23 protein-coding genes are annotated in these 21,871 nt (G+C 62.0%); 12 read left to right on the forward strand and 11 right to left on the reverse strand.

Going from position 1 to position 21,871, the window contains the following annotated elements; all coding sequences use genetic code 11:
• The 4 genes from L2D14_04490 (at window position 1) to L2D14_04505 (ending at window position 4,474) form a co-directional block, all read left to right on the forward strand.
• Window positions 1–675, forward strand: a complete 675-nt coding sequence (locus L2D14_04490) for a YdcF family protein (GenBank protein ID WNK00683.1) — start codon at window positions 1–3, stop codon at window positions 673–675.
• Window positions 672–1,427: a lysophospholipid acyltransferase family protein gene (locus L2D14_04495; GenBank protein WNK00684.1), complete on the forward strand. Its 756-nt coding sequence runs from the start codon at window positions 672–674 to the stop codon at window positions 1,425–1,427. Before L2D14_04490 ends, L2D14_04495 begins: the two co-directional genes overlap by 4 nt.
• Before the next feature lie 258 nt (window positions 1,428–1,685).
• Window positions 1,686–4,040 (forward strand): adenosylcobalamin-dependent ribonucleoside-diphosphate reductase, encoded by a 2,355-nt coding sequence (locus tag L2D14_04500; protein ID WNK00685.1) that lies wholly within the window; start codon window positions 1,686–1,688, stop codon window positions 4,038–4,040.
• Window positions 4,041–4,045: 5 nt separating this feature from the next.
• Window positions 4,046–4,474, forward strand: a complete 429-nt coding sequence (locus L2D14_04505; protein WNK00686.1) for a VOC family protein — start codon at window positions 4,046–4,048, stop codon at window positions 4,472–4,474.
• A gap of 120 nt (window positions 4,475–4,594) precedes the next feature.
• On the opposite strand, the gene L2D14_04510 is transcribed toward L2D14_04505, so the two are convergent.
• Together L2D14_04510 and L2D14_04515 are read right to left on the reverse strand one after the other, a co-directional pair.
• Window positions 4,595–5,149, reverse strand: coding sequence for a gamma-glutamylcyclotransferase (locus L2D14_04510; protein WNK00687.1), 555 nt, complete (start codon window positions 5,147–5,149; stop codon window positions 4,595–4,597).
• Window positions 5,150–5,151: 2 nt separating this feature from the next.
• Window positions 5,152–6,030 carry a DMT family transporter gene (locus L2D14_04515; GenBank protein WNK00688.1) on the reverse strand — a complete coding sequence of 293 codons (879 nt, stop codon included), beginning with the start codon at window positions 6,028–6,030 and terminating at the stop codon, window positions 5,152–5,154.
• Window positions 6,031–6,125: 95 nt separating this feature from the next.
• Between L2D14_04515 and L2D14_04520 the strand changes: the two genes are divergently transcribed.
• A complete protein-coding gene (locus L2D14_04520; GenBank protein ID WNK00689.1) occupies window positions 6,126–7,190 on the forward strand; it encodes a DUF2125 domain-containing protein in 1,065 nt (354 codons plus the stop codon).
• Between the two features lie 9 nt (window positions 7,191–7,199).
• Here the strand turns inward: L2D14_04520 and L2D14_04525 are convergent, their stop codons facing one another.
• The 7 genes from L2D14_04525 to queC form a co-directional block, all read right to left on the reverse strand.
• Window positions 7,200–8,375, reverse strand: coding sequence for a LytS/YhcK type 5TM receptor domain-containing protein (locus tag L2D14_04525; protein ID WNK00690.1), 1,176 nt, complete (start codon window positions 8,373–8,375; stop codon window positions 7,200–7,202).
• Between the two features lie 139 nt (window positions 8,376–8,514).
• Entirely contained in the window at window positions 8,515–9,477 is a 963-nt protein-coding gene (locus L2D14_04530; protein ID WNK00691.1) for a nitronate monooxygenase family protein, read from the reverse strand.
• The gene (locus L2D14_04535; GenBank protein ID WNK00692.1) at window positions 9,474–10,394 is read right to left on the reverse strand and encodes a prephenate/arogenate dehydrogenase family protein; all 921 of its coding nucleotides are present in this window, start codon (window positions 10,392–10,394) and stop codon (window positions 9,474–9,476) included. The genes L2D14_04530 and L2D14_04535 overlap by 4 nt, the downstream gene beginning before the upstream one ends.
• Window positions 10,391–11,506, reverse strand: a complete 1,116-nt coding sequence (gene hisC / locus L2D14_04540; GenBank protein WNK00693.1) for a histidinol-phosphate transaminase — start codon at window positions 11,504–11,506, stop codon at window positions 10,391–10,393. The genes L2D14_04535 and hisC overlap by 4 nt, the downstream gene beginning before the upstream one ends.
• Window positions 11,503–12,396, reverse strand: coding sequence for a chorismate mutase (locus L2D14_04545; GenBank protein WNK00694.1), 894 nt, complete (start codon window positions 12,394–12,396; stop codon window positions 11,503–11,505). Before L2D14_04545 ends, hisC begins: the two co-directional genes overlap by 4 nt.
• Before the next feature lie 94 nt (window positions 12,397–12,490).
• Window positions 12,491–12,877, reverse strand: a complete 387-nt coding sequence (locus L2D14_04550; protein WNK00695.1) for a hypothetical protein — start codon at window positions 12,875–12,877, stop codon at window positions 12,491–12,493.
• Window positions 12,878–12,891: 14 nt separating this feature from the next.
• Entirely contained in the window at window positions 12,892–13,641 is a 750-nt protein-coding gene (gene queC / locus L2D14_04555) for a 7-cyano-7-deazaguanine synthase QueC (protein ID WNK00696.1), read from the reverse strand.
• 18 nt (window positions 13,642–13,659) lie between these two features.
• Between queC and queG the strand changes: the two genes are divergently transcribed.
• Window positions 13,660–14,736 carry a tRNA epoxyqueuosine(34) reductase QueG gene (gene queG / locus L2D14_04560; GenBank protein WNK00697.1) on the forward strand — a complete coding sequence of 359 codons (1,077 nt, stop codon included), beginning with the start codon at window positions 13,660–13,662 and terminating at the stop codon, window positions 14,734–14,736.
• Between the two features lie 31 nt (window positions 14,737–14,767).
• Window positions 14,768–15,631 (forward strand): formylglycine-generating enzyme family protein, encoded by an 864-nt coding sequence (locus L2D14_04565; GenBank protein WNK00698.1) that lies wholly within the window; start codon window positions 14,768–14,770, stop codon window positions 15,629–15,631.
• Between the two features lie 21 nt (window positions 15,632–15,652).
• Here the strand turns inward: L2D14_04565 and phaR are convergent, their stop codons facing one another.
• Window positions 15,653–16,270 (reverse strand): polyhydroxyalkanoate synthesis repressor PhaR, encoded by a 618-nt coding sequence (phaR, locus tag L2D14_04570; GenBank protein ID WNK00699.1) that lies wholly within the window; start codon window positions 16,268–16,270, stop codon window positions 15,653–15,655.
• Between the two features lie 259 nt (window positions 16,271–16,529).
• Between phaR and L2D14_04575 the strand changes: the two genes are divergently transcribed.
• The 5 genes from L2D14_04575 (at window position 16,530) to L2D14_04595 (ending at window position 21,157) form a co-directional block, all read left to right on the forward strand.
• Entirely contained in the window at window positions 16,530–16,952 is a 423-nt protein-coding gene (locus L2D14_04575) for a hypothetical protein (GenBank protein WNK00700.1), read from the forward strand.
• Window positions 16,840–17,994 (forward strand): alpha/beta fold hydrolase, encoded by a 1,155-nt coding sequence (locus tag L2D14_04580; protein WNK00701.1) that lies wholly within the window; start codon window positions 16,840–16,842, stop codon window positions 17,992–17,994. Before L2D14_04575 ends, L2D14_04580 begins: the two co-directional genes overlap by 113 nt.
• Window positions 17,995–18,118: 124 nt before the next feature.
• Window positions 18,119–19,294 (forward strand): acetyl-CoA C-acetyltransferase, encoded by a 1,176-nt coding sequence (locus L2D14_04585; protein ID WNK00702.1) that lies wholly within the window; start codon window positions 18,119–18,121, stop codon window positions 19,292–19,294.
• 92 nt (window positions 19,295–19,386) lie between these two features.
• Window positions 19,387–20,112, forward strand: a complete 726-nt coding sequence (gene phbB / locus L2D14_04590) for an acetoacetyl-CoA reductase (GenBank protein ID WNK00703.1) — start codon at window positions 19,387–19,389, stop codon at window positions 20,110–20,112.
• 148 nt (window positions 20,113–20,260) lie between these two features.
• Window positions 20,261–21,157, forward strand: coding sequence for a DMT family transporter (locus tag L2D14_04595; protein ID WNK00704.1), 897 nt, complete (start codon window positions 20,261–20,263; stop codon window positions 21,155–21,157).
• Between the two features lie 82 nt (window positions 21,158–21,239).
• On the opposite strand, the gene L2D14_04600 is transcribed toward L2D14_04595, so the two are convergent.
• Window positions 21,240–21,857 (reverse strand): glutathione S-transferase N-terminal domain-containing protein, encoded by a 618-nt coding sequence (locus L2D14_04600; protein WNK00705.1) that lies wholly within the window; start codon window positions 21,855–21,857, stop codon window positions 21,240–21,242.
• Window positions 21,858–21,871: the final 14 nt, after the last annotated feature.

Genomic DNA, 21,871 nt, shown 5'->3' on the forward strand with positions numbered 1-21,871 from the left:
ATGCGCGGGCGCGGACGCGGGCGGCGGTCGCCCTGGCTGAGGACGATTGTCGTCATTTCGCTGCTGATGCTGGCGAGTTGGGGCGCCGGGCTGTTTGTCTTTGCCGAGCGCATTCCCCTGCCGGGACCGGAGCAGACGGAACGGACCGACGCCATCGTCGTGCTGACCGGCGGCAGCGGGCGCTTGCGTGCCGGGCTCGATCTTCTGCTCGAAGGCCGCGCCGAGCGGATGTTCATCTCGGGTGTTTATCGCGGCGTCGATGTGACTCAATTGCTGGCGCTTTTGAAGCAACAACCCGATCAGGTCGAAAACAGGATCAGCATCGGCAATGCCGTGGACACTATCGAAAACGCCCTGGAAACCCGCATCTGGATGCGCACGCAAGGCTACACCTCGCTCAGGCTGGTGACGGCGGCTTATCACATGCCGCGTGCCTTGCTGGAGTTTCAGGAAGCCATGCCGGCGGCACGGATCGTGCCGCATCCGGTGTTTCCCCAGCACGTCAAACAGGAATACTGGTGGGCATGGCCCGGGACCATGGCGCTGACGGTAACGGAATATAACAAGTATCTGGTGGCCTCGTTCCGCCACGGGGTCAAGCTGCTGGATCTGGGTGGCTCGCCGGCCGCCCGGCGCGACGATGCGGATACCGGCAAGGAAGGGGGCGGTACATGATCGCCTGGCTGCGTTCGCTGTTTTTCAATATTTTCTTTTTCGCCTGGCTGCTGGTTCTGCTGCTGTTCGCGTGGATCTTCCTGCCGTTCCCGCGCAAGGTGATGCAGCGCATGCTGCGGGTCTGGTCGTGGATCACGCTGTGGGGGATCCGCGTTTTCGGCGGCATTCATTACCGCTTCGAGGGGCTTGAGAATATTCCCGAAGGACCGGTGATGATCGCATCGAAGCACCAGTCGATCTGGGACACGTTCGTCATGTACGTGCTGCTCGACGATCCGCAATATGTCCTGAAACAGGAACTGATGAAAATTCCGCTGTGGGGCCGCTACGCGGCGAAAAGCGAACACATCGCCATCGACCGCGACGCCGGGGCCAAGGCGCTGCGCGACATGGTCGAACAGTGCACCGACCGGCTGAACAAAGGCCGCCAGATCATCATCTTCCCCGAAGGCACGCGCACCGCGCCCGGCGTTACGCTGCGCTATCATCCCGGCGTCGCCGCGATCTATCAGAAGATGCCGGAAAATTCCTGCGTCGTGCCGGCGGCGCTGAACTCAGGCAGTTTCTGGGGGCGGCGCAAATATTACATCCGCCCCGGCACCATCACGCTGAAGTTTCTCGAGCCGATCCCGACCGGTTTGCCGCGCAAGGAATTCATGAACATTCTCGAAGAACGGATCGAGGGCGCGAGCACGGTTCTGTACGATGCCGCCGCCGCGCCCGCGGGAAAAAACCCGCCCACCACCCCGTGAAACCCGGGGATAACCTGCTTATATCCTGATGTGAAACGGTTTTTCACGATTGCACCGGAGGATAAATCTGGTAAAATCGGTGGAAACATTTCAAGAACATTGACTTGATGCCGATGTAGGCTGTGCCTATGGTTTCAGGCCTTGGGGAGTGTGCCTTTCGCGGTGCCAAGCCCCGCCGAAATACGCCTGAATTCAGAAATACACCTGAATTCACCTGAAACACGCCAGAAGCACATCTGACCAGCCGGAAGAAACGCCATGACCGAGATTGCCCCGATTTCCCAGCAGATCTGGGACATGAAGTACCGACTGAAAGATGCCGAGGGCAATCCCCGCGACAAAGCCGTCAGCGATTCCTGGCGGCGCGTGGCACACGCCTTGGCCGAGAACGAAGCCGACCCGGCGCACTGGGAAGATCGCTTCTTCCACGCCATGGAGGATTTCAAGTTCCTGCCCGCCGGGCGCATTCTGTCGGGCGCCGGTTCGGACCGCCGTGTGACGCTGTTCAACTGCTTCGTCATGGGCGACATCCCCGACGACATGGCCGGTATCTTCGAGCAATTGAAGGAAGCCGCGCTGACCATGCAGCAGGGCGGCGGCATCGGCTACGATTTCTCGACGCTTCGCCCCAAGGGTGCACCGGTCAAGGGTGTCGGCGCCGATGCATCGGGGCCGCTCAGCTTCATGGATGTGTGGGACGCCATGTGCCGCACCATCATGTCGGCGGGATCGCGGCGCGGCGCCATGATGGCGACGCTCAGATGCGACCACCCGGACATTGAGGATTTCGTCGACGCCAAGCGCGAAGCCGGCCGGTTGCGCATGTTCAACCTGTCGGTGCTGGTCACCGACCCGTTCATGCAGGCGGTCAAGGATGACGCGGCGTGGGACCTGGTGTTCGACGGCACGGTTTACCGCACCGTTTCGGCGCGCGCGCTGTGGGACAAGATCATGCACGCGACATATGCCTATGCCGAACCGGGCGTGATCTTCATCGACCGCATCAACAACCGCAACAACCTGCATTACTGCGAAACCATTCACGCCACCAACCCGTGCGGCGAACAGCCGCTGCCGCCCTATGGCGCGTGCCTTTTGGGCTCGGTCAATCTTGCGCGTCTGGTCAGCCGCCCGTTCGAGGCCGATGCCGATCTCGATGTGCACGCGCTCGACGATCTGACGCGGACCGCGGTGCGCATGATGGACAACGTCGTCGACGTGTCCGGCTTCCCGCTCGATGAACAGGCGCACGAGGCGAAGGCCAAGCGCCGCATCGGGCTCGGCATCACCGGCCTTGCCGACGCGCTGATCATGTGCGGCGCGCGCTATGGTTCGCGCGAAGCCGTGCAGCTGACGGAAAAATGGCTGAAGGCGATGCAGCGCGCGGCGTACCTGGCGTCCGTTGATCTGGCCCGTGAAAAGGGTGCGTTCCCGCTGTTCGACAAGGACAAGTACCTGGCCGGCGAAACCATTCGCGAGATGGACGAGGACGTGAAGGACGCCATCGCCGAACACGGCATCCGCAATGCTTTGCTGACGTCGGTCGCGCCGACCGGCACGATTTCGCTGTTCGCCGACAACATCTCGTCGGGCCTCGAGCCGGTATTCAGTTTCAAATACCGCCGTCATGTCCTGATGCCGGACGGCACGCGGCGCGAGGAGGAAGTGTCGGATTACGCGTTCCGTCTTTACCGCCGCCTCAAGGGACCGGACGCGGCGCTGACGAATGCCTTCGTCGATGCGCAGCAGCTCAGCCCCGAGGATCATCTGGTGATGCAGGCGGCGGTGCAGAAATACATCGACAGCTCGATCTCCAAGACCATCAACGTCCCCGAAGACGTGTCTTTCGATGACTTCAAGGACATCTATGCGCAGGCCTATGAACTCGGCTGCAAGGGCTGCACCACGTACCGCCCGAACGACGTCACCGGCGCCGTGCTCGAGGTCGGCGAGAAGAAAAAGAAAGAAGCCAGCGAGCCCGAACTGCCGTTCGACGCGCCGGCCAAGAAGACCCTGCCCAAGGACGAAGGGGATTCCGGTTCCGTCGTCTACATGACGCGGCCGCTCGACCGGCCGGGCGAACTGGCGGGCCAGACCTACAAGGTGCGTTGGCCGGACAGCGATCACGCGCTGTATATCACGCTGAACGACGTCATCGACGATCAGGGCCGGGTGCGGCCGTTCGAGATTTTCATCAACTCCAAGAACGTCGAGCACTTTGCCTGGACGGTGGCGCTGACGCGGATGATCTCGGCGGTGTTCCGGCGCGGCGGCGATGTGTCGTTCGTGGTCGACGAACTGAAGGCGGTGTTCGATCCCAGGGGCGGTCAGTGGATGGGACGGCGCTATGTGCCCTCGCTGCTGGCGGCCATCGGCGACGTGATCGAGCGGCATATGATCAGCACCGGTTTCCTGAAAGCCGACGGCCGTCTCAACGACGATGCGGACAACGAAACGAACGTCGTCACCCTGGCCGCCACCGGCACCGGGGATGACATGGGCGAGCGCGCGGCGGCCCCGTTCCGGAGCTGCCCGAAGTGCCAGCAGCCGAGCCTGATCCGCCAGGAAGGCTGCGACACCTGTACGTCGTGCGGTTATTCCAAGTGCGGCTGAGTTAAGTGGACCCCCGTATCTCGCTGGTGACGCTCGGCGTCAATGACATGGCGAGAAGCCGCGCCTTTTACGAAAAGCTCGGCTGGAAAGCGGGCGCGCCATCCAACGACGACGTCACGTTCTTTCAGGCCGGCGGCATGATCCTGGGTCTTTACGGCCGCGCCGCGCTGGCCGCCGACGCAAAAGTCGATGACAGCAAGCCGGGGTTCTCGGGTGTTGCGCTGGCCTATAACGGCCGCGACAAGGCGGAAGTCGATGCGGTGCTGGCCGACGCCGTCGCCGCCGGCGGGGCACTCATAAAGGCGGCGGAAGACGTTTTCTGGGGCGGCTATTCCGGCTACTTCGCGGACCCCGACGGGCACCTCTGGGAGGTCGCCTTCAACCCGTTCTTCCCGATCGCCGACGACGGGTCGATATCTCTCGGGGATTCATAATATACCGTCGTCCTGAACTTGATTCAGGACCCATGCCTTCAAGTCGGATAGGCGCGGTGTTTTCATGGATCCTGAATCAAGTTCAGGATGACGTTCAAATGAGCTGACCGATGCTCGACTTTAACGGCGAAGTTTCTTCGCCAGCCGCTCCAGCCGACGGTCGCGAATGCCGCATTCGGCCAGGTGATCGGCGGTGTTCAGCACGTATTCGCTGCACGGCCCCGACGTGCCGTGTCCGGCCTTAACGAGACGCAGGACTTCATCCTCATCCAGCTTGCCGGTATATTGCTGGTTGCATTCGTTGGCGACGAAGGCGAGCGCGGTGACGGTTTCCGGCGTGCCGTCGGCGAGGCGCAGCCGGAGCCAGCGTGGACAGTAAACCGCGGTCACCATTTCGCGCTCATACAGTTGCGCATAGACGGTTTCGGCATGCTGTGCGTCGATCCGGTAGGCCCGCCCGGCAACGGCGCCGCCCCGGTCCAGTCCGAAGACCAGGCCGGGATTTTCCTCGCTGCCGCGATACACCCACGAATAAACGCAGAGCGCGCGGTGATAGCCGTACAGCATGGCGCGGCGGTTCTGCGCATAGGGGAAATCCGCATGCCACATCAGCGAGCCATAGGCAAAGACCCAGAAAGCATCGCGCGGCGGCGTGAAGCGGGGGTCCGTCATCATCGTCAGCCCCGCGTCACCAGGGCGACGCCGATCACGGCAACGGCCATCCCGGCCAGCGCCGCCGGGTTGAGGATTTCATCGAACAGGAAATAACCTTCGATGGCGACGACGGGCGGCACCAGATAGAACAGGCTCGCCACCTTCGACGCCGCGCCCTCGCGGATCAGCATATACAACAGCGTGACGGCGCCGAACGAGAGCACGATGACCAGCCATGCCATGGCAAAGATGGATTCCGCGTTCCAGTCGACGACCATGGTCTCGCCCATAAAGGCGAAAATCCACATCACGGCGGCGGCGGCGGCAAACTGGATCGCCGAGCCGACGCGCAGATCGATGGCGCCGGCAAAGCGTTTTTGATACAGCGTCGCCACGGTGATCGCGATCAGGCTGGCGACGCACGCCGTCAATCCGTATGCGCCGCCGGTATCCCCGGCCTGACGCCATACCACCAGCGAGATTCCGGCAAAGCCCAGGACCAGGCCGATCCAGGCGCGTCCGCTCAACCGTTCGCTCAGGAACACACCGGCGAGGATCGCCGTCAGCACCGGTTGTACGCCGACGATCAGCGCCGAAATGCCTGCCGACGTGCCGTGATCGACGGCGAAGAACACACCGCCCAGATAGATGCCGTGGATCAGGATGCCGACGATCGCCGCGTGCATCCAGATACGGGGGCTTTTCGGCCACGGCACACGCATCGCCAGCAGAAGCACGAAGAATACGACGGACGCCAGGGTGAAGCGGATTCCCAGAAACGTAAACGGTTCGGCATGCGGCATGCCCAGTTTGGCGCCGATAAAGCCGGTCGACCACAGCAGGACGAAAATAATCGGGGCGGCAAGGCTCAGCGTACGGCGCAGGGTCGGCGAAGAGGACATGGTTTAACGTTCTGCTGCATTCGTTCCGGATGATTTCGTCGTGCTGGCAAGCTATGCCCTTCCCGAAGCGGGGGCAACGCCCTAGATTACCGGGGATGTCCGATCCGAATTTACCCGGCACCGACGAACCTGTGCTTGAAGCGTCTTTCAGCCGCCGCCGCTGGGCGCGCACGGTTTTCGCCGTGCTGGCGATCGCCGCCGGGGCCTATTCGTTATGGTGGTCGTGGCTGGCGTCGGAAGTGCGCGCCGAACTCGATGGATGGGTCGATGCCATGCATGCCGGCGGGCGCGTGGCCGTGTACGGCGCGCTGACGGTCAGCGGGTATCCGGGGCCGCTGCGGATCGGCATTGTCCGCCTCGACGCCGCCGACCCGGAGGGCGGCTGGCGCATCCGCGTGCCCGAACTGCGGGCCGAATTGCGGCCCTGGAATTTCGACTCGCTTGCCGGATCGGTTACAGGCCCGCTTGTTGTGACGCTGGACAAGGGCGCCATGCCGGGCCGCTATATTCTGGATGCGGCGCACAATGCCTTCACGCTGGGGCGCGACCGGGGCGGGCGCGTGGATATGGATCTGGCCGGTGTCAGCGCCGCCCGGCCATTGAGCGGCGATACGCTGCGCGTGAAATCCCTGTCCGTGGCCCTGCGGCGGGGTGCGTTGCCGGTCTACGGGCAACTGCGGATCGATGCCCGCGACGCCAGCCTGCCGGAAAGCATGCACTCGGCGTTCGGCGGCAATGTCGCGGTCTTCAGGTTGACCGCCGAAGCGACCGGCGCGGCACCGCCGCAAGGGATCAACGCGGAAAGTCTGCGGGTCTGGGTCGATGACGGTGGGGCTGTGGATATCCGCACTCTTGAGATCGCGCACGGCGTCCTCGCCATGAAGGGCGAGGGAACACTGGCGCTGGATCGCGACTTGCAGCCGATCGGCGCGTTCACGGCGGGGATTTCAGGCTTCAACGAAGCCGTCGATGCGCTGGTCGCCGCCGGCGCGGCGAGACCCGAGGACGGGACTCTGGCCAAGGTCGTGCTGGGTGTGCTGGCGAAATCGCCGCCGGGCGGCGGTGCGAAAGTCGTGTCATTGCCGCTGAGCCTGCAGGACCGGAAGCTGTCCGTGGGCCCTGTGCCGCTGATCCGGCTTAAAACGATCGACTGGCAATAACGCCACGTCTCAGAATTTTATCAGATTATCCTCGATCAGTTCGAGACAGGCATCGACGACCTGTGCGGCGTATTTTTTCCCCCGTCCGGCGATAAGCTCGGCCTTCGCGGTTTCGATGCCGAGACTGGCCCGGAACGGCCGGTGCGACGTCATCGCTTCAAGGGTGTCGGCGACGGCAATGATCTGGGCTTCTTCGTGGATTTGACCGTTCTTCAATCCCCGGGGATAGCCGCTGCCGTCCTGCCGCTCGTGATGTTGCAGGATGATTTCCTGGATCGGCCAGCCGAAATCGACATCGCTCAGCAATTTTGCGCCGTATTCCGGATGGCATTTAATCAGATTGAACTCAGGCTCGGAGAGCGCCGCCGGCTTGACGAGAATATCCGTCGGGATCTGGATGTTGCCGAAGTCATGTAATGACGCGGCAAGGCGGAGTCCTTCCAGCCGATGCGCATCGTAGCCGAGCTTTTCACCTATTATGACGGTGATCTCGGCTACTTTCTTTTCATGACCCGATGTCAGCGGGTCCCGCGATTCCAGCGCTGATGACAGGACATCGACCACTTTTTCCAGGGCCTCCGCCTTGTCGGTACGCAGTTTCAGCAGTTCATCCTTGGTGACGATCTGTTCCTCGATGGCCAGAAAGACCATGCCGAGGATGGCGGTCGCCGGAATGAAGACAACGATCAATGGAATGGCGATACTGCGCAGAACATGCGCGACGACGGCTTCGGGCAGAAACAGGAACAGAAAAATTTCGGATATATGAACGACTGTTCCAAGGGCCAGCAGGGACAAGATATTCGCCTTGATCCGCTTGCTTTGGAGCAGATGACGAAAGACCAGGCCACAGGCGACGGCCATGGCGATCACCGATACCCCGACAACCGCGCCGCCGCCGCCCAGCCACGCCCTGTAGGAGCCGGCGAGCAGTCCCGCGATCACGGCGGTGACGGGGCCGCCGAAAACCCCGGCCAGAGGCAGGATAATGGTTCGGGCATCGAATATCACACCGGGTTCTATGGTAACGGGATACGCCATGCCCAGGATGGCAATGCTGCCGAAAAGGCTTCCCGAAAGGACTGCGGAAAAGGTCGAGGCCGTTGGCCACAGGCGAAGGATAAAGCCGTAAATAAGCGCCAATGAAAGAATTAAGCCGGCGGAATGTATGAGATCGAGAAACATGGCGATCCTCCACCTGAACCTACGCCGATAGTTGACTGGCGCTCCATAATACAAACAGGGATATCATGATTGCGAAAGATTACAGTATAACTTTTAAGTGAAGCGTTACTCTTAATCTTACGACAGAGAGGGGCTTTACTTATTTCCAGCCCGACAACAGCGCGTTCCGCGCCGCGTCGTAGTCGGCCTTTAACTGCCGGACAATCTCGCTGACGCCGGCGACGGCGGTGATCTGCCCGACCCCTTGCCCGGCGCTGCAGATATCCTTCCAGGCGTTCGGGCGCTCCTTGCCGACCTTGAAATCCTTGTTCCTGGGCTTGGCGTTAGCCGCTTCTTCAAGGTCGACACCGGCCGCCTTGATCGACGGGATCAGGTAATTGCCGTAGGTCGCTGAAAAATAGGGGGTGTAGAGAATGTCGTCGGCGCTGCAGTCGACGATCATCTGCTTGTGCGCATCCGATGCCATGCTTTCGGTGGATGACAGGAATGCCGTGCCGATATAGGCGAAATCGGCGCCGAGGGCTTCCGCGGCAAGGATCGCCGGACCTGAGGCGATGGCCCCGGCAAGGATGATCGCGCCGTCATAAATTTTTCTGACCTCGCCGATCAGCGCGAATGGGTTGAGCCGCCCGCCGTGTCCGCCGGCCCCGGCAGAGACGAGGATCAGGCCGTCGACCCCGGCGGCGGCGGCCTTCTGCGCATGACGCCGCGTGATCACGTCATGGAACACCAGCCCGCCATAGGCGTGCACGGCATCGACGACCTTGTCCGGCGCCGACAGCGAGGTGATCACCAACGGCACGCGGTGACGGATAACGGTCGCCAGGTCTTCGTCGAGCCGTGTGTTGGAGGCATGCACGACAAGATTTACCGCATACGGTGCCGCAACCTTGCCGGTCTCATTCTCAAAAGCCGACAGGCGGGACTTTATGTCGCCGAGCCAGACGTCCAGTTCTTCGGCGGGGCGCGCGTTCAACGCCGGGAACGCGCCGATCACCCCGTTGCAGCATTGTGCGACGACGAGATCGACACCGGATTTGAGGAACATCGGCGCGCCGATGACCGGCAGCGCCAAATGCCGCTTGAGTTCATCGACCGTCATTTTTTAGGGGCCGGGGCCGGCGTCGGGATGTCGTCCTGATGCGCGTCGACGACGCCGCGGCGGATGGCGCGGGTGCGGGTGAAGTGATCGAACAGCTTGTCGCCGTCGCCCTTGCGGATGGCGCGCTTCAGTTCCGTCAGGTCCTCGTCGAAGCGGCCCAGCACTTCCAGAACCGCGTCCTTGTTGGTCAGAAACACGTCGCGCCACATGGTCGGGTCGGACGCCGCGATACGCGTGAAATCGCGAAACCCCGAGGCCGAGAACTTGATCACTTCCTGCTTCAGGTCGTCGCCCAGATCGGTCGCCGTGCCGACGATGGTATAGGCGATCAGGTGCGGCAGGTGCGACGTGATGGCCAGGACCTGATCGTGATGGTGCGCATCCATTACTTCGACCATGGCGCCGGCGCGCGTCCACAGTTCGGTGACTTTCCGCACGGCATCGGCGTCGGTGCCTTCGGCTGGGGTGAGCACCGTCCAGCGGTTCTTGAACAGCTCGGCGAACCCGGCATCGGGGCCGGAATGCTCGGTCCCGGCGACGGGGTGACCCGGCACCAGGTGCACATGATCCGGCAATGCCGGGGCCAGCGTCGAAAACACCGGCGCTTTGACCGAGCCGACGTCGCTGACGATGGCGCCCTGCTTCAGGAACGGTGCGATCTGCGCGCCGACGGTGGCGTAACTGCCCATCGGCGTGCAGACGATGACCAGATCGGCGTCGCGGACGGCCTCGCCGGCATCCAGCGTGCCGCGGTCGCAAAGGCCCAGCTCGACGGCGCGTTTCAAGGTTTCTTCACGGCGCGTGGCAACAATGATTTCGCCGGCCAGATTCTCGGCGCGCATGACACGGGCCAGCGACGAGCCGATCAGGCCGATACCGATCAGGGTAACTTTATCGAACAGCGGTGCTTCGCTCATGATGGGGCTTCCGTATCGTTGCGGCCGAGGAAAGCCGCCAGCGCATCGACGACGCTGCGCATTTCTTCCTCAAGACCGATGGTGATGCGCAGGCAGTTCGGAAAGCCGTAACCGCCCATGCGCCGGACCACGATGCCGCGCGTCTTCAAGAACGCATCCGCCGCCGCCGCGTCGCGGTCCGGGTCTTCACCAAAGCAGACGAGCAGGAAATTGCCGATGCTGGGCGTCACGGAGAGGCCCAGTTTCGTCAGTTCCGCCTGCGTCCATTCGCGCCATCGCGTGTTGTGATCACGGCTCATGTCCTCGAACGCCCGATCGCCGATGGCGGCGATCCCGGCAGCCATCGCCTGCGCGCCGACATTGAACGGCCCGCGGATACGGTTCAGGACATCGGCGATATTGGCGGGCGCGTAACACCAGCCGAGGCGCATCCCGCCGAGCGCGTAAATCTTCGAAAAGGTCCGCGTCATCACCGTGTTCTCGCCGGCGTCGACCAGCGCGATCCCGGGCTCGTAGTCGTCGGCGGTGACGTACTCCGCATAGGCGGCATCGATCACCAGAAGGATATCGTCCCTGAGCCCGTCGCGAAGCCGCCTGACCTCGGCTGCCGGCAGGTAGGTGCCGGTCGGGTTGTTCGGGTTGGCGAGAAACAGAATCCGTGTCCTGTCCGTCACGGCGGCCAGCAGATTGTCGACGTTCGCGGTCTTGTCGGTTTCCGTCGCCGTCACCGGTGTCGCGCCAACGCTTCTCGCCGTGATCGGATACATTAGAAAGCCGTGCTCGGAATACAGGACCTCGTCGCCCGGCCCGGCATAAGCCTTGCAGAGCAGCGCGATCAGTTCATCCGATCCGGCGCCGCAGACGATTTTCGCCGGGTCGAGGCCGTAGCGTTCGCCGATGGCATTGCGCAGTTCGACGGCGCTACCATCCGGATAGCGGTGCAGGTTCTGGGCTTCGGCCTCGAATGCCTTGCTGGCCAGCGGGCTGGGGCCGAACGGGCCTTCGTTCGACGACAGCTTGATGATGCGATCGACGCCGGGAATGGCGGATTCGCCGCCGACATAAGCGGCGATCTCCATGATGCCGGGGCGCGCTTCGGGGCGCTTTGTCATGTTTCATCTCCGCCAAGCTTATCAGGCGCGACATCTCGTTCGCCGAGCGGCGTACCGTAACCGCCGACATGGAGGATACGCTGCGCCGATTTGCCGATAGCGTCGGTGAACCGGGGGAATTGTTTGCCGGCGGGATCGACGAAGCCGAACGTTTCGACCAGATAGACCCAGCCGGGCGGGCGGTTCGGATCGTGCCAGCCTTGCACGAAGGCGGCGCTGACACCGGCGGAATTGAGGGCATCCTCTATCTTGCGGGCGCTGATTTCAGTATCGGATTCGACGGCGAGGAGGGAACGGTCGCGACCGGTTTTTTCCTGTTCCATCGGGCAGATGACGGCGGCTTCAAGGCCGTTGCCGCGGACGTTCGAACCGGGGACGAACGGCAGGCGGGCGATGATCTTGGGGGTCGAGGGATCACTGGAGACCATGTATCGCCACCACGGATCCGGATCGTCACGGCTGGGCCATGGCAGTATCCCGACGGAAGATTCCTGCGAGCGCACGGCTTCGACCACGGCACGGCCCGAGCTGTGGCGCGCCATCTTGGTGAAGCTGCCGTACTGGTCGCGTGCCATGTCCCAGTAACCGGGCTCGTTCTCGATGTCCTTGACGGCGACGGAAAACGGTCCTTCGAAGCTGAGCGTGGCGACGATGATCTCGCGCCAGATGCGGCACAGTTCGCGTTTCGGGAAGTTGCCGTGGTGACGCGCCGTCAGCCGGTACATCATCTCCGCTTCACGCGAAGGCCTGATCTTGACGGTTTCGCCTTCCTTGATCGTGCGCACTTTCTCGACGACTTTCGTGCGCCGGATCAGCAAGTCCTGAATTTGCTCGTCAATGGCGTCGATTTCCTCACGGACTGCCGCCAGCGCTTTTTTCTTATCGGTCATGACCCCAATGTCCGCTCGAGCTGCGAAGTAAATTCAAAGCCGGCTAGTGATAATGGCTAAGGCTCTGGAAATCAAAGTAAAGGTGAAAGTGCGTTCAACTGCCGGGTGCGGTGCCCATGGCGGTTTGCAGCAATTCACGGAACAGCGCCAGTATCTTGTCGAGGAACTTGAGCTCGCGCTCACGCTCGGCCTGACGCTGGGCATCGGCGGCTTTTTGCGCTTCGGCGCGCTCGGCCTCGATCTCGGCATAGGATTTCTTAGGTACCTCTGCGGCATTGCTTGTCGATGTGCAGACCAGGTTCTCGCCGGAAAGCTCGCACACCGCGATTTCGCCGGTTTCGGTATTCAGCCGCCAGACCCGGCTCTCCGTCGCCTTGACGATCTGGTAAATGCCGTCGCGCTTGCCTTCGGCGGTTTCCGCTTCGGCCAGTCCGGCGGGCAGGGTCAAAGCCAGTGCGGCAATCCAAACTGAATGTTTCATGGTCTTTCTCTCAATCAAGCGGCGTAAGGGGTCGGGTCGTCGATGCCGGCTTCGCGGAAGCCTTTTTTGCGCAGGTGGCAGGCATCGCATTCGCCGCAATGTTTGCCGTCCGTTGTCGGATCATAGCAGCTTAAAGTGTTTGCGTAATCGACGCCGAGCCGGGTGCCGCGGCGGATGATATCGGCCTTCGACATGTCGATCAGCGGAGTGTGCAGCGTGAACGGCTTTTCGCCTTCGACACCGGCCTTGGTGGCGAGGTTCATGACGTTCTCGAAGGCGGCGACGAACTCGGGGCGGCAGTCGGGATAGCCGGAATAGTCCAGCGCGTTGACGCCGATGAAGACGTCGAAGGATTGCGTCGTTTCCGCCAACGCCAGGGCATAGGACAGGAACACCGTATTGCGTGCCGGGACATAGGTAATGGGGATGCCTTCGCCGATTTCCGCATCCGAGCGGTGCTTCGGCACATCAATGTCGGCGGTCAGCGCCGAGCCGCCGAAGGCACGCAGATCGATATCGGCGACGACATGGCGTTGGATCCCGTTGGCTTTGGCCAGGGCCTGGGCGACACCGATCTCGGCGGCGTGGCGCTGGCCGTAACGAAACGTCAGGGTGACGGGACGAAAGCCCTGTTCCAGCGCAATCGCCAGAACGGTCGCGGAATCGAGGCCGCCGCTCAACAGGACGACCGCGGGTTTTTCTGTGCTCATAACGTGTATCCCGAATGTCTTCTTAAATGTATCTCGGTTGATTGCGCGGCTCATTAGCATAATGCTGCTGAAATGACGAGTACCGGAAAACCACCAGCACGTATCGAAACGGATCCCCGCGTGATCAAGGCGGAAATCCGTGACGAGGCCCTGAGCATGGGTTTCGATGCCGTCGGCTTCGCGGCGGCCGATGCCGATCCCCGCGATCTGGCCGCCTTGGCGAAGTTCACGGCCAACGGCTATCACGGCGATATGGCCTGGATGGCACGCGAAGACGGCCGGCGCGGCGATCCGAAAGCGCTGATGGCGCAGGCGAAAACGGTGATCGTGCTGGGATTCAATTACGGTTCCGGCTTTGATCCGATGGCGGTAACCGGCATGGCGGACCGGGGCGCGATCAGCGTCTATGCGCGCGGTAAGGATTATCACGATGTGGTCAAGAAACGCCTGAAGCGGCTCGGCCGCTGGATCGTCGGAACCTACGGCGGCGACATCAAGGTCTTCGTCGATACCGCGCCGGTGATGGAAAAACCGCTGGCCCAGCGCGCCGGGATCGGCTGGCAGGGCAAGCACACCAATCTGGTCAGCCGCGCCAAGGGCTCGTGGCTGTTCCTGGGCGAGGTGTTTCTGGAAATCGAGCTGCCGCCCGACATGCCGGAAGCGGATCACTGCGGCAGTTGCGACAAGTGCCTCAGGGCCTGCCCGACGGATGCCTTTCCCGCTGCCTATGAGATGGATGCCAGGCGCTGCATTTCGTATCTGACCATCGAGCACGCCGGCGATATCGCAGAGGAGCTGATGGACGCCATGGGCAATCATATCTATGGCTGCGATGACTGTCTGGCGGCGTGCCCGTGGACCAAGTTTTCCGAACCCGCGCGCGAGCCTGCGCTGCAGCCCCGCATTGAGCTGGCCCAGCCCCGGCTCGCCGATCTGGCTGCGCTCGACGACGTAGCGTTCCGCAAACTGTTCGCCGGTTCGCCGATCAAACGCACCGGGCGCGACCGGTTCGTGCGCAATGTCATGATCGCGATCGGCAATTCCGGAGATACTTCCCTGAAGCCGGTGGCCGAGCAGTTGTGCGCCGATGCCTCGGGGCTGGTCGCCCGTGCCGCCCGGCGTGCATGCGCCAAGCTCGGAGAGACTTGACCGGGGCGCGGGCAACGGACACGTTAAGATCATGATCCGACTTCTTCTCATTGCCGCGCTGGTTCTAGGCAGCGTCGTGCCCGCGACGGTCGCGGCACAGGGTGTCTATCCGGAAGATATCGCACCCAGGGACATCCCCAAGGCACCGGTCATTGCCCCCGGCACCAAGCTCAAACCCGGCGATATTTTTCGCGACTGCGAAACCTGCCCCGAAATGGTGGTGGTCCCGGCCGGGCTTTTCGTCATGGGCTCGAAACTGCACAAGAGCGAGCAGCCGACACGGATCGTCCGATTCAAAAAGCCGTTCGCCATCGGCCGCTTCGAAACACTGCATGCGGAATGGCAGGCGTGTCTGGACGGCGGCGGCTGCACGCACGTGCCGGACGACCATAACTGGGGCAAGCTCAGGAAGCCGGTCATCAACGTCAATCACAACATGGTGCACGGGTTTGCCGACTGGCTGAGCAAGACGACGGGAAAGAAGTACCGCCTGCCGAGCGAGGCGGAATGGGAATACGCCGCCAAGGCCGGCACCAAGTCGAATTACTGGTTCGGCGAGCAGGTCGGTGAAAACAGGGTCAATTGCCGCAAGTGCGGCTCGCCCTGGTCGGGTATCGGCAACGCGCCGGTCGGCAGCTTCGATCCCAACCCGTGGGGGCTGTATGACATGCACGGCAATGCCTTCGAATGGGTCGAGGATTGCTGGCATGAGAATTACGAAGGTGCGCCGAAGGGACCGGAAGCCTGGCTCGGCGGCAAATGCCAGTTCCGCGTTATCCGCGGCGGGTCTTGGTATTACTATTCGAGAATGTCGCGTTCGGCCAACCGCCAGAAGAACCCGGGCGCGGTCAAGAGCTACTGGCTCAGCTTCCGCCTGGTCCGGGAACTGCCGTAAATCAGCGAATAATGGGAAGCGTTACTTGCCGGAAAGCTTGTCGAGCTTCTTCTGCATGTCCAGCATCTGCTGACGCAGATCGTTGATGTCGTTGCCGTCTTCGGGTTTGGCATCTTCGGTCTTTGCGGCATCGTTGCCGGCAACCATGCCGTCCGGGCCGTAGAACGGCGTAAACATCTTCATGGCGTTTTCGAACATCGCCATGTTCTTTTTGGAGATCTCCTCCATCGGGCCGAACGGGCTCAGGCCGCCGAAAGCGTCTTCCAGGTAATTGCGCATCTGTTCCTGATTGTGCGCGAAAGAGCTCATCGAATGGTCGAGGTAGTTCGGGACCACCGCCTGCAGGCTGTCGCCATAGAAACTGATGAGGTGGCGCAGAAAGCTGATCGGCAGCAGGTTCTGCCCCTTGGACTCTTCTTCGACGATGATGTGCGTCAAAACCTGGCGGGTGATATCTTCACCGGTCTTGGCGTCGAAAACGCAGAATTCCTTGCTGTCCTTCACCATCTGCGACAGGTTGTCGAGCGTCACATAGCTCGACGTTTCCGTGTTGTAGAGGCGGCGGTTCGCATATTTCTTGATGGTGATCGGCTTCTTCTCACCGTCGGAAGTCTCGGTGTCCTGAGGCTTTTTGGCCATGGTAGGCTCCCTTCCCGTTATACCAAAAACTAGCGCTGATGCTTGTGCACTGCAACGAAAATTCCACATGGTTTTCGGCAGGTGCAGCATTGCGCAGCATAAAGCGACCGAAGGTGCACAAAATTCCGAGCTTTTACCTGACCCTGCGGCACGGCGTTTGCCGATGCTTTCGGTGGCGATATACTGCGCAATATATAGTGTGGGCGGAAACAAAAACCAGTGTACCGAAGCCCGGTGCTCGATAGAGTGAGCCGATATCATGAGTAAAGACAGCGGACCGGATGGTGAAGCGGAACAGGCAGGCGAAGACCTGCAGCGTCTGGCGAGGGAATACGCCGATCTGTGGGAACAGCAGATCAAGGCGTTTACCACCGACGAGACACTGGCCCGGACCATGGCGCAGACCATGGAACTGATGAATGCCGGCGCGGCGAACGTGGCGGCGATGATGCAAAAGGCAGCGCAAACACCTGAGGCGGGGACGGATGATAAAGGACATGATCAGGGCGATGGAGCAGACGGTTCTGGCACCACGTCCGCTGGCGCTTCATCTGGCCGTGCAGAACCTGATGTTCGCGAGCTCGCTCTGCGCATTGCCGAGCTTGAAAAACGGCTCGCTCGTCTGGAAGGACTCACTGAGCCCGCAGGCAAAATCGCTACAGGAAAAACTGCAAAAAGTTGATCCGGACGCGTTCTCCGAGGCCCTTGCCAAAGAAATCGAAAACCGTATCCATGCTTTCGCCGAAGGGGTGAACAGCTTTGCCGCCCGGCCGCGCCCGGCCAGGATGCCGCCGCTGCCGGTCTGCTGGCGCGAAGGCACGTCGAAGCTTCTGCGCGCCGACGCGGCCGCGGACGGAAACGGCGCGCCGGTGATCCTGATCCCGTCGCTGGTCAACCGGGCCTATATTCTCGACCTCGACCCCGAACACTCTCTGGTCCGTTATCTGGCGGCAAACGGTCATGACACATATCTGGTCGACTGGGATGCGCCGGGCGAAACGGAAATGACTTTCGATATCGACCGCTATGTCGACCGCCTGGAACGGATCCGCGATTTTGTCGCCGCACAAAGCGGGCAGGCGCCGGTCATTGCCGGGTACTGCATGGGCGGCAATCTGGCGTTGGCGCTGGCGCATCGCGATGTGCAGAAAATCCGCGCCATGGTGCTGCTGGCGACGCCGTGGGACTTCCATGCCATGCCGAGGTCGTCGACGGAACTGCTGGCTGCGATGATGCCGGGTTTGCGCCATCTGATCGACACCGTCGGCTATCTGCCCATCGACGTCATTCAGGCGATGTTTTCAAGCCGCGATCCCGGCGGCGTGATCCGCAAGTTCCGCAGCTTCGCCGCCATGAAGCCGGACAGTGCGGCGAGCAGGGCGTTCATCGCGCTCGAGGATTGGCTCAACGACGGCGTCGCGTTGAGCGGGCCGGTGGCGCTCGAATGCCTGGGTGCATGGTACGTCGACAACCAGCCAGCAGCGGGCACCTGGCAAAGCGGCGGGCGGCCCCTTGACGTCGGCAAACTCGACATCGCGGCATTGGTGGTGATCCCCGATCATGATACGATCGTGCCCCCGGCATCGGCCCGGCCCTTGGCAGAACAGATGCCGCGTGCCACGCTTATCACCGCGAATGCGGGACACATCGGCATGGTTGCGGGCTCAAGGGCCGAAGCCACGTTGTACAGGCCGGTGAACGACTGGATTGCTGCACTGCAATAAAAATGGTGCACTGCAAAATTATTCTTGAAGGCGCGGCTGAAATGACGTATGTCGGTCGCAACGAAGCAAATCAACCGGTCAACAATGACCGCCATCTACGCAAGCATGACAAAGGGAGAGACCCATGAGCGAAGTAGTAATCACAGGTGCAGCCCGGACCCCCGTCGGGGCCTTTTTGGGCGGATTGAGTTCACTGTCGGCGGCCCAGCTGGGTGAAGTTGCCATCAAGGAAGCCCTGAGCCGCGCCGGCGTCAGCCCGGAAGACGTTTCCGAAGTTATCATGGGCCAGATCCTCGCCGCCGGCGGCGGTCAGAACCCTGCCCGCCAGGCTGCCATGGGCGCCGGCATCCCGCAGGAAAAAACGGCTTACGGCATCAACCAGCTTTGCGGCTCCGGTCTGCGTACCGTGGCACTCGGCTATCAGGCAATCAAGATGGGCGACAGCGAGATCGTCGTTGCCGGCGGGCTGGAAAGCATGAGCCAGGCACCGCACGTCATGCACCTGCGGAACGGCGTCAAGATGGGCTCCGGCGAGCTTGTCGACAGCATGATCAAGGACGGTCTGTGGGATGCCTTCAACGGCTATCACATGGGCAACACGGCGGAAAACGTCGCCCAGAAATGGCAGCTTACGCGTGAAGAGCAGGACGCATTCGCGCTTGCCTCGCAGGAAAAAGCCGAAGCCGCGCAAAAGGCCGGCAAGTTCACGGACGAAATCGTTCCCGTCACCGTCAAGTCCCGCAAGGGTGAAACCGTCGTCGACACCGACGAGCATCCGAAGCACGGCACCACCATGGAAAGCCTGTCCAAGCTGCGCGCGGCCTTCGACAAGGAAGGCACGGTCACGGCCGGCAACGCATCCGGCATCAATGACGGCGCCGCCGCACTGGTGCTGATGAGTGCCGAGAACGCCGAAAAGCGCGGCGCACCGGTTCTGGCCCGCATCAAGTCGTGGGCGACCGCGGGTGTCGATCCGGCGATCATGGGCACCGGTCCGATCCCGGCATCGCGCATGGCACTCGAAAAAGCCGGCTGGACGGTTGACGATCTCGATCTGATCGAAGCCAACGAAGCATTTGCGGCGCAGGCCTGCGCGGTCAACAAGGACATGGGCTGGGACGTCGAAAAAGTGAACGTCAACGGCGGCGCCATCGCGCTGGGTCACCCGATCGGCGCCTCGGGCGCCCGGGTTCTCGTCACGCTTTTGCACGAAATGCAGAAACGCGATGCGAAAAAGGGTCTGGCGACGCTTTGCATCGGCGGCGGCATGGGGATCGCCATGTGCGTCGAACGCGACTAAGATAAATTCCTGACGGGTGGCGGGATCGACGCCGCCACCCGGACAGGGAGCCAAACGACCGCAAAAATTGCGGCATTCATCGGAGGTAGCATATGTCCAGAGTAGCATTGGTCACGGGTGGGACGCGCGGTATCGGGCGCGCCATTTCAGAAGAACTTAAAGCCAAGGGGTATACCGTCGTCGCCAACTATGCCGGCAACGACGAGGCCGCGAACGCTTTCAAAGACGAGACGGGCATCGCCGTCTATAAATTCGACGTCGGCGACTTTGACGCCGTATCGGCTGCCGTCGCGCAGATCAAGGCGGACGTCGGGGCCATTGAAGTCCTCGTCAACAACGCCGGCATCACGCGCGACAAGCCATTGCACAAGATGGACAAAGCGGACTGGGATGCGGTGATTCACACCAATCTTTCAAGCCTGTTCAACCTCAGCCGCAACGTCATCGACGACATGCGCGCCGCCAACTTCGGACGGATCGTTTCGATCAGCTCGATCAACGGCCAGAAGGGCCAGTTCGGGCAGACCAACTACGCCGCATCGAAAGCGGGCGACTTGGGCTTCACCAAAGCGCTGGCGCTGGAAACCGCATCCAAGGGCATCACCGTCAATGCCGTGGCGCCGGGATACATCGGTACCGAAATGGTGCGCGCAGTGCCCGAGGAAATCCTCAATACCAAGATCATTCCGCTGATCCCGGTCGGCAGACTGGGCGAAGCCGAGGAAATCGCGCGTTGCGTCAGTTTCCTGGCCTCCGACGAGGCGGGCTTCATCACCGGCTCGACGATCTCCGCCAATGGCGGTCAGTATATGATCTGACCGGTCGCGCATACGGTTCGAAAAGGGCGGCACCTTCGGGCGCCGTCCTTTTTGTTTGTGGCGAGATTGCGCGTTGATCAATCGAACGCGGCGGGTAGAGTTCCTCATCCCGGGGAGCGCAAAGCGCGTCTCGAAGAAAGGGGGAGCCATGGCGGCCAGGGACGCACGAACGGTAAAGGCGACGTTGATCGGGTCGACGGCGGTCCTCATGTGGGGGTTGCTGGCGTTGTTCACGACGCTGACCGGAAAAATTCCGCCGTTCCAGCTCGCCGCCATGTCGTTCGGCATCGCCACCGCTTTCGTTGCGATCAAATGGCTGGTGTTTCGCGAGAATATCGTCCGCCATCTGAAGCAGCCCATCGGCGCGTGGGCGCTCGGCACCTGCGGGCTGTTCGGCTATCACTTCTTCTATTTCATGGCGCTGAAGAACGCGCCGCCGGTCGAGGCCGGGCTGATCGCCTATATGTGGCCGCTCTTGATCGTTGTCGGCTCGGCCCTGCTGCCGGGCGAGCGGCTTCGCTGGTGGCATGTCGCGGGGGCGTTCGCGGGTCTTGTCGGGGCGGCGTTGCTGATCACCGGCGGGCGCGGGCTTGCCGGATTCAAGTCGGAATTTACGCTGGGCTACGCGATGGCCGTTCTTTGTGCGCTGACATGGTCGAGCTATTCCGTCTTCAACCGCCGCTTCGGCCATGTGCCGACGGATACGGTCGGCGGCTTTTGCGCGGCGACGGCGGTCCTCGCCCTGCTGTGTCATGGCGTGTTCGAGCAGACCGTGTGGCCGGCCGATGGACTGGAATGGCTGGGTGTCATCGGCCTCGGTCTCGGGCCCGTGGGGGCTGCGTTCTTCACCTGGGACTACGGCACCAAACATGGCGACATTCAGGTGCTAGGCGCATTGGCCTATGCCGCGCCGCTGATCTCGACAATCCTCTTGATTGCATTCGGCAAGGGCGAGGCGACATGGGTCGCCGCCGCCGGATGCCTGTTGATCGTCGGTGGCGCGGTCTTGGCGTCGAAAGAACTGTTGAAACGTAAACCGGTTTAGCGCATCCGGGAACGAAAACGGCACGGGCGCATGCGAACCTCGTCGCATACGCCCGGCGCATCACGGATGAATACTCTTCGGGTTAGGCCGGCTTCGGCACCGTCTGCTCGAACGACGGGCGGTCCGAGATCTTGTTGAACCAGTCGGCCAGGGCCGGGCGGTCGTCGCGCCAGCCCATATCGGGGAAGCGCAGGTCGATCCAGCCGAGGCCCGCACCGATGGCGGCTTCGGCAATGGTGATCGGGCCGTCGGTGCCGGCCATGTCATCGGCGGCGGCATCGGCAACGTCCATGCAGCGGAAGATAACGGACTGCTGACGCTCGGCCCACCAGTCCCATTTCAATTCGGCCGGACGGCGCACGGTCTCGATCAGCATCAAGACGCCGGCATCCAGCATGCCGTCCCCGGCCGCGGCCAGCGTCAGCGCCTTGAAACGGGCATCGCCGCTTTCCGGGATCAGCTTTGTGCCGGTGTTCAGGCTGTCCAGGTATTCGCAGATCACCGGGCTGTCGTAAATCGCCATGCCTGCATCGGTGATCAGGCACGGGACCTTGCCGATGGGGTTCGAGCTGCCGAGATCGGTTTCCGCCGACCACGGATCGGTGGAGACGCGCTCGATCTTGTCGGCCAGACCGGCTTCGATGGCGGTGATGGAAACCTTGCGCACGTATGGCGATGTCGGTGAATAGCGAAGTTGCATGGATATTCTCCTTA

Source organism: Thalassospiraceae bacterium LMO-JJ14, from assembly GCA_021555105.2.
In the GTDB taxonomy this organism is placed as follows: domain Bacteria; phylum Pseudomonadota; class Alphaproteobacteria; order Rhodospirillales; family Casp-alpha2; genus UBA4479.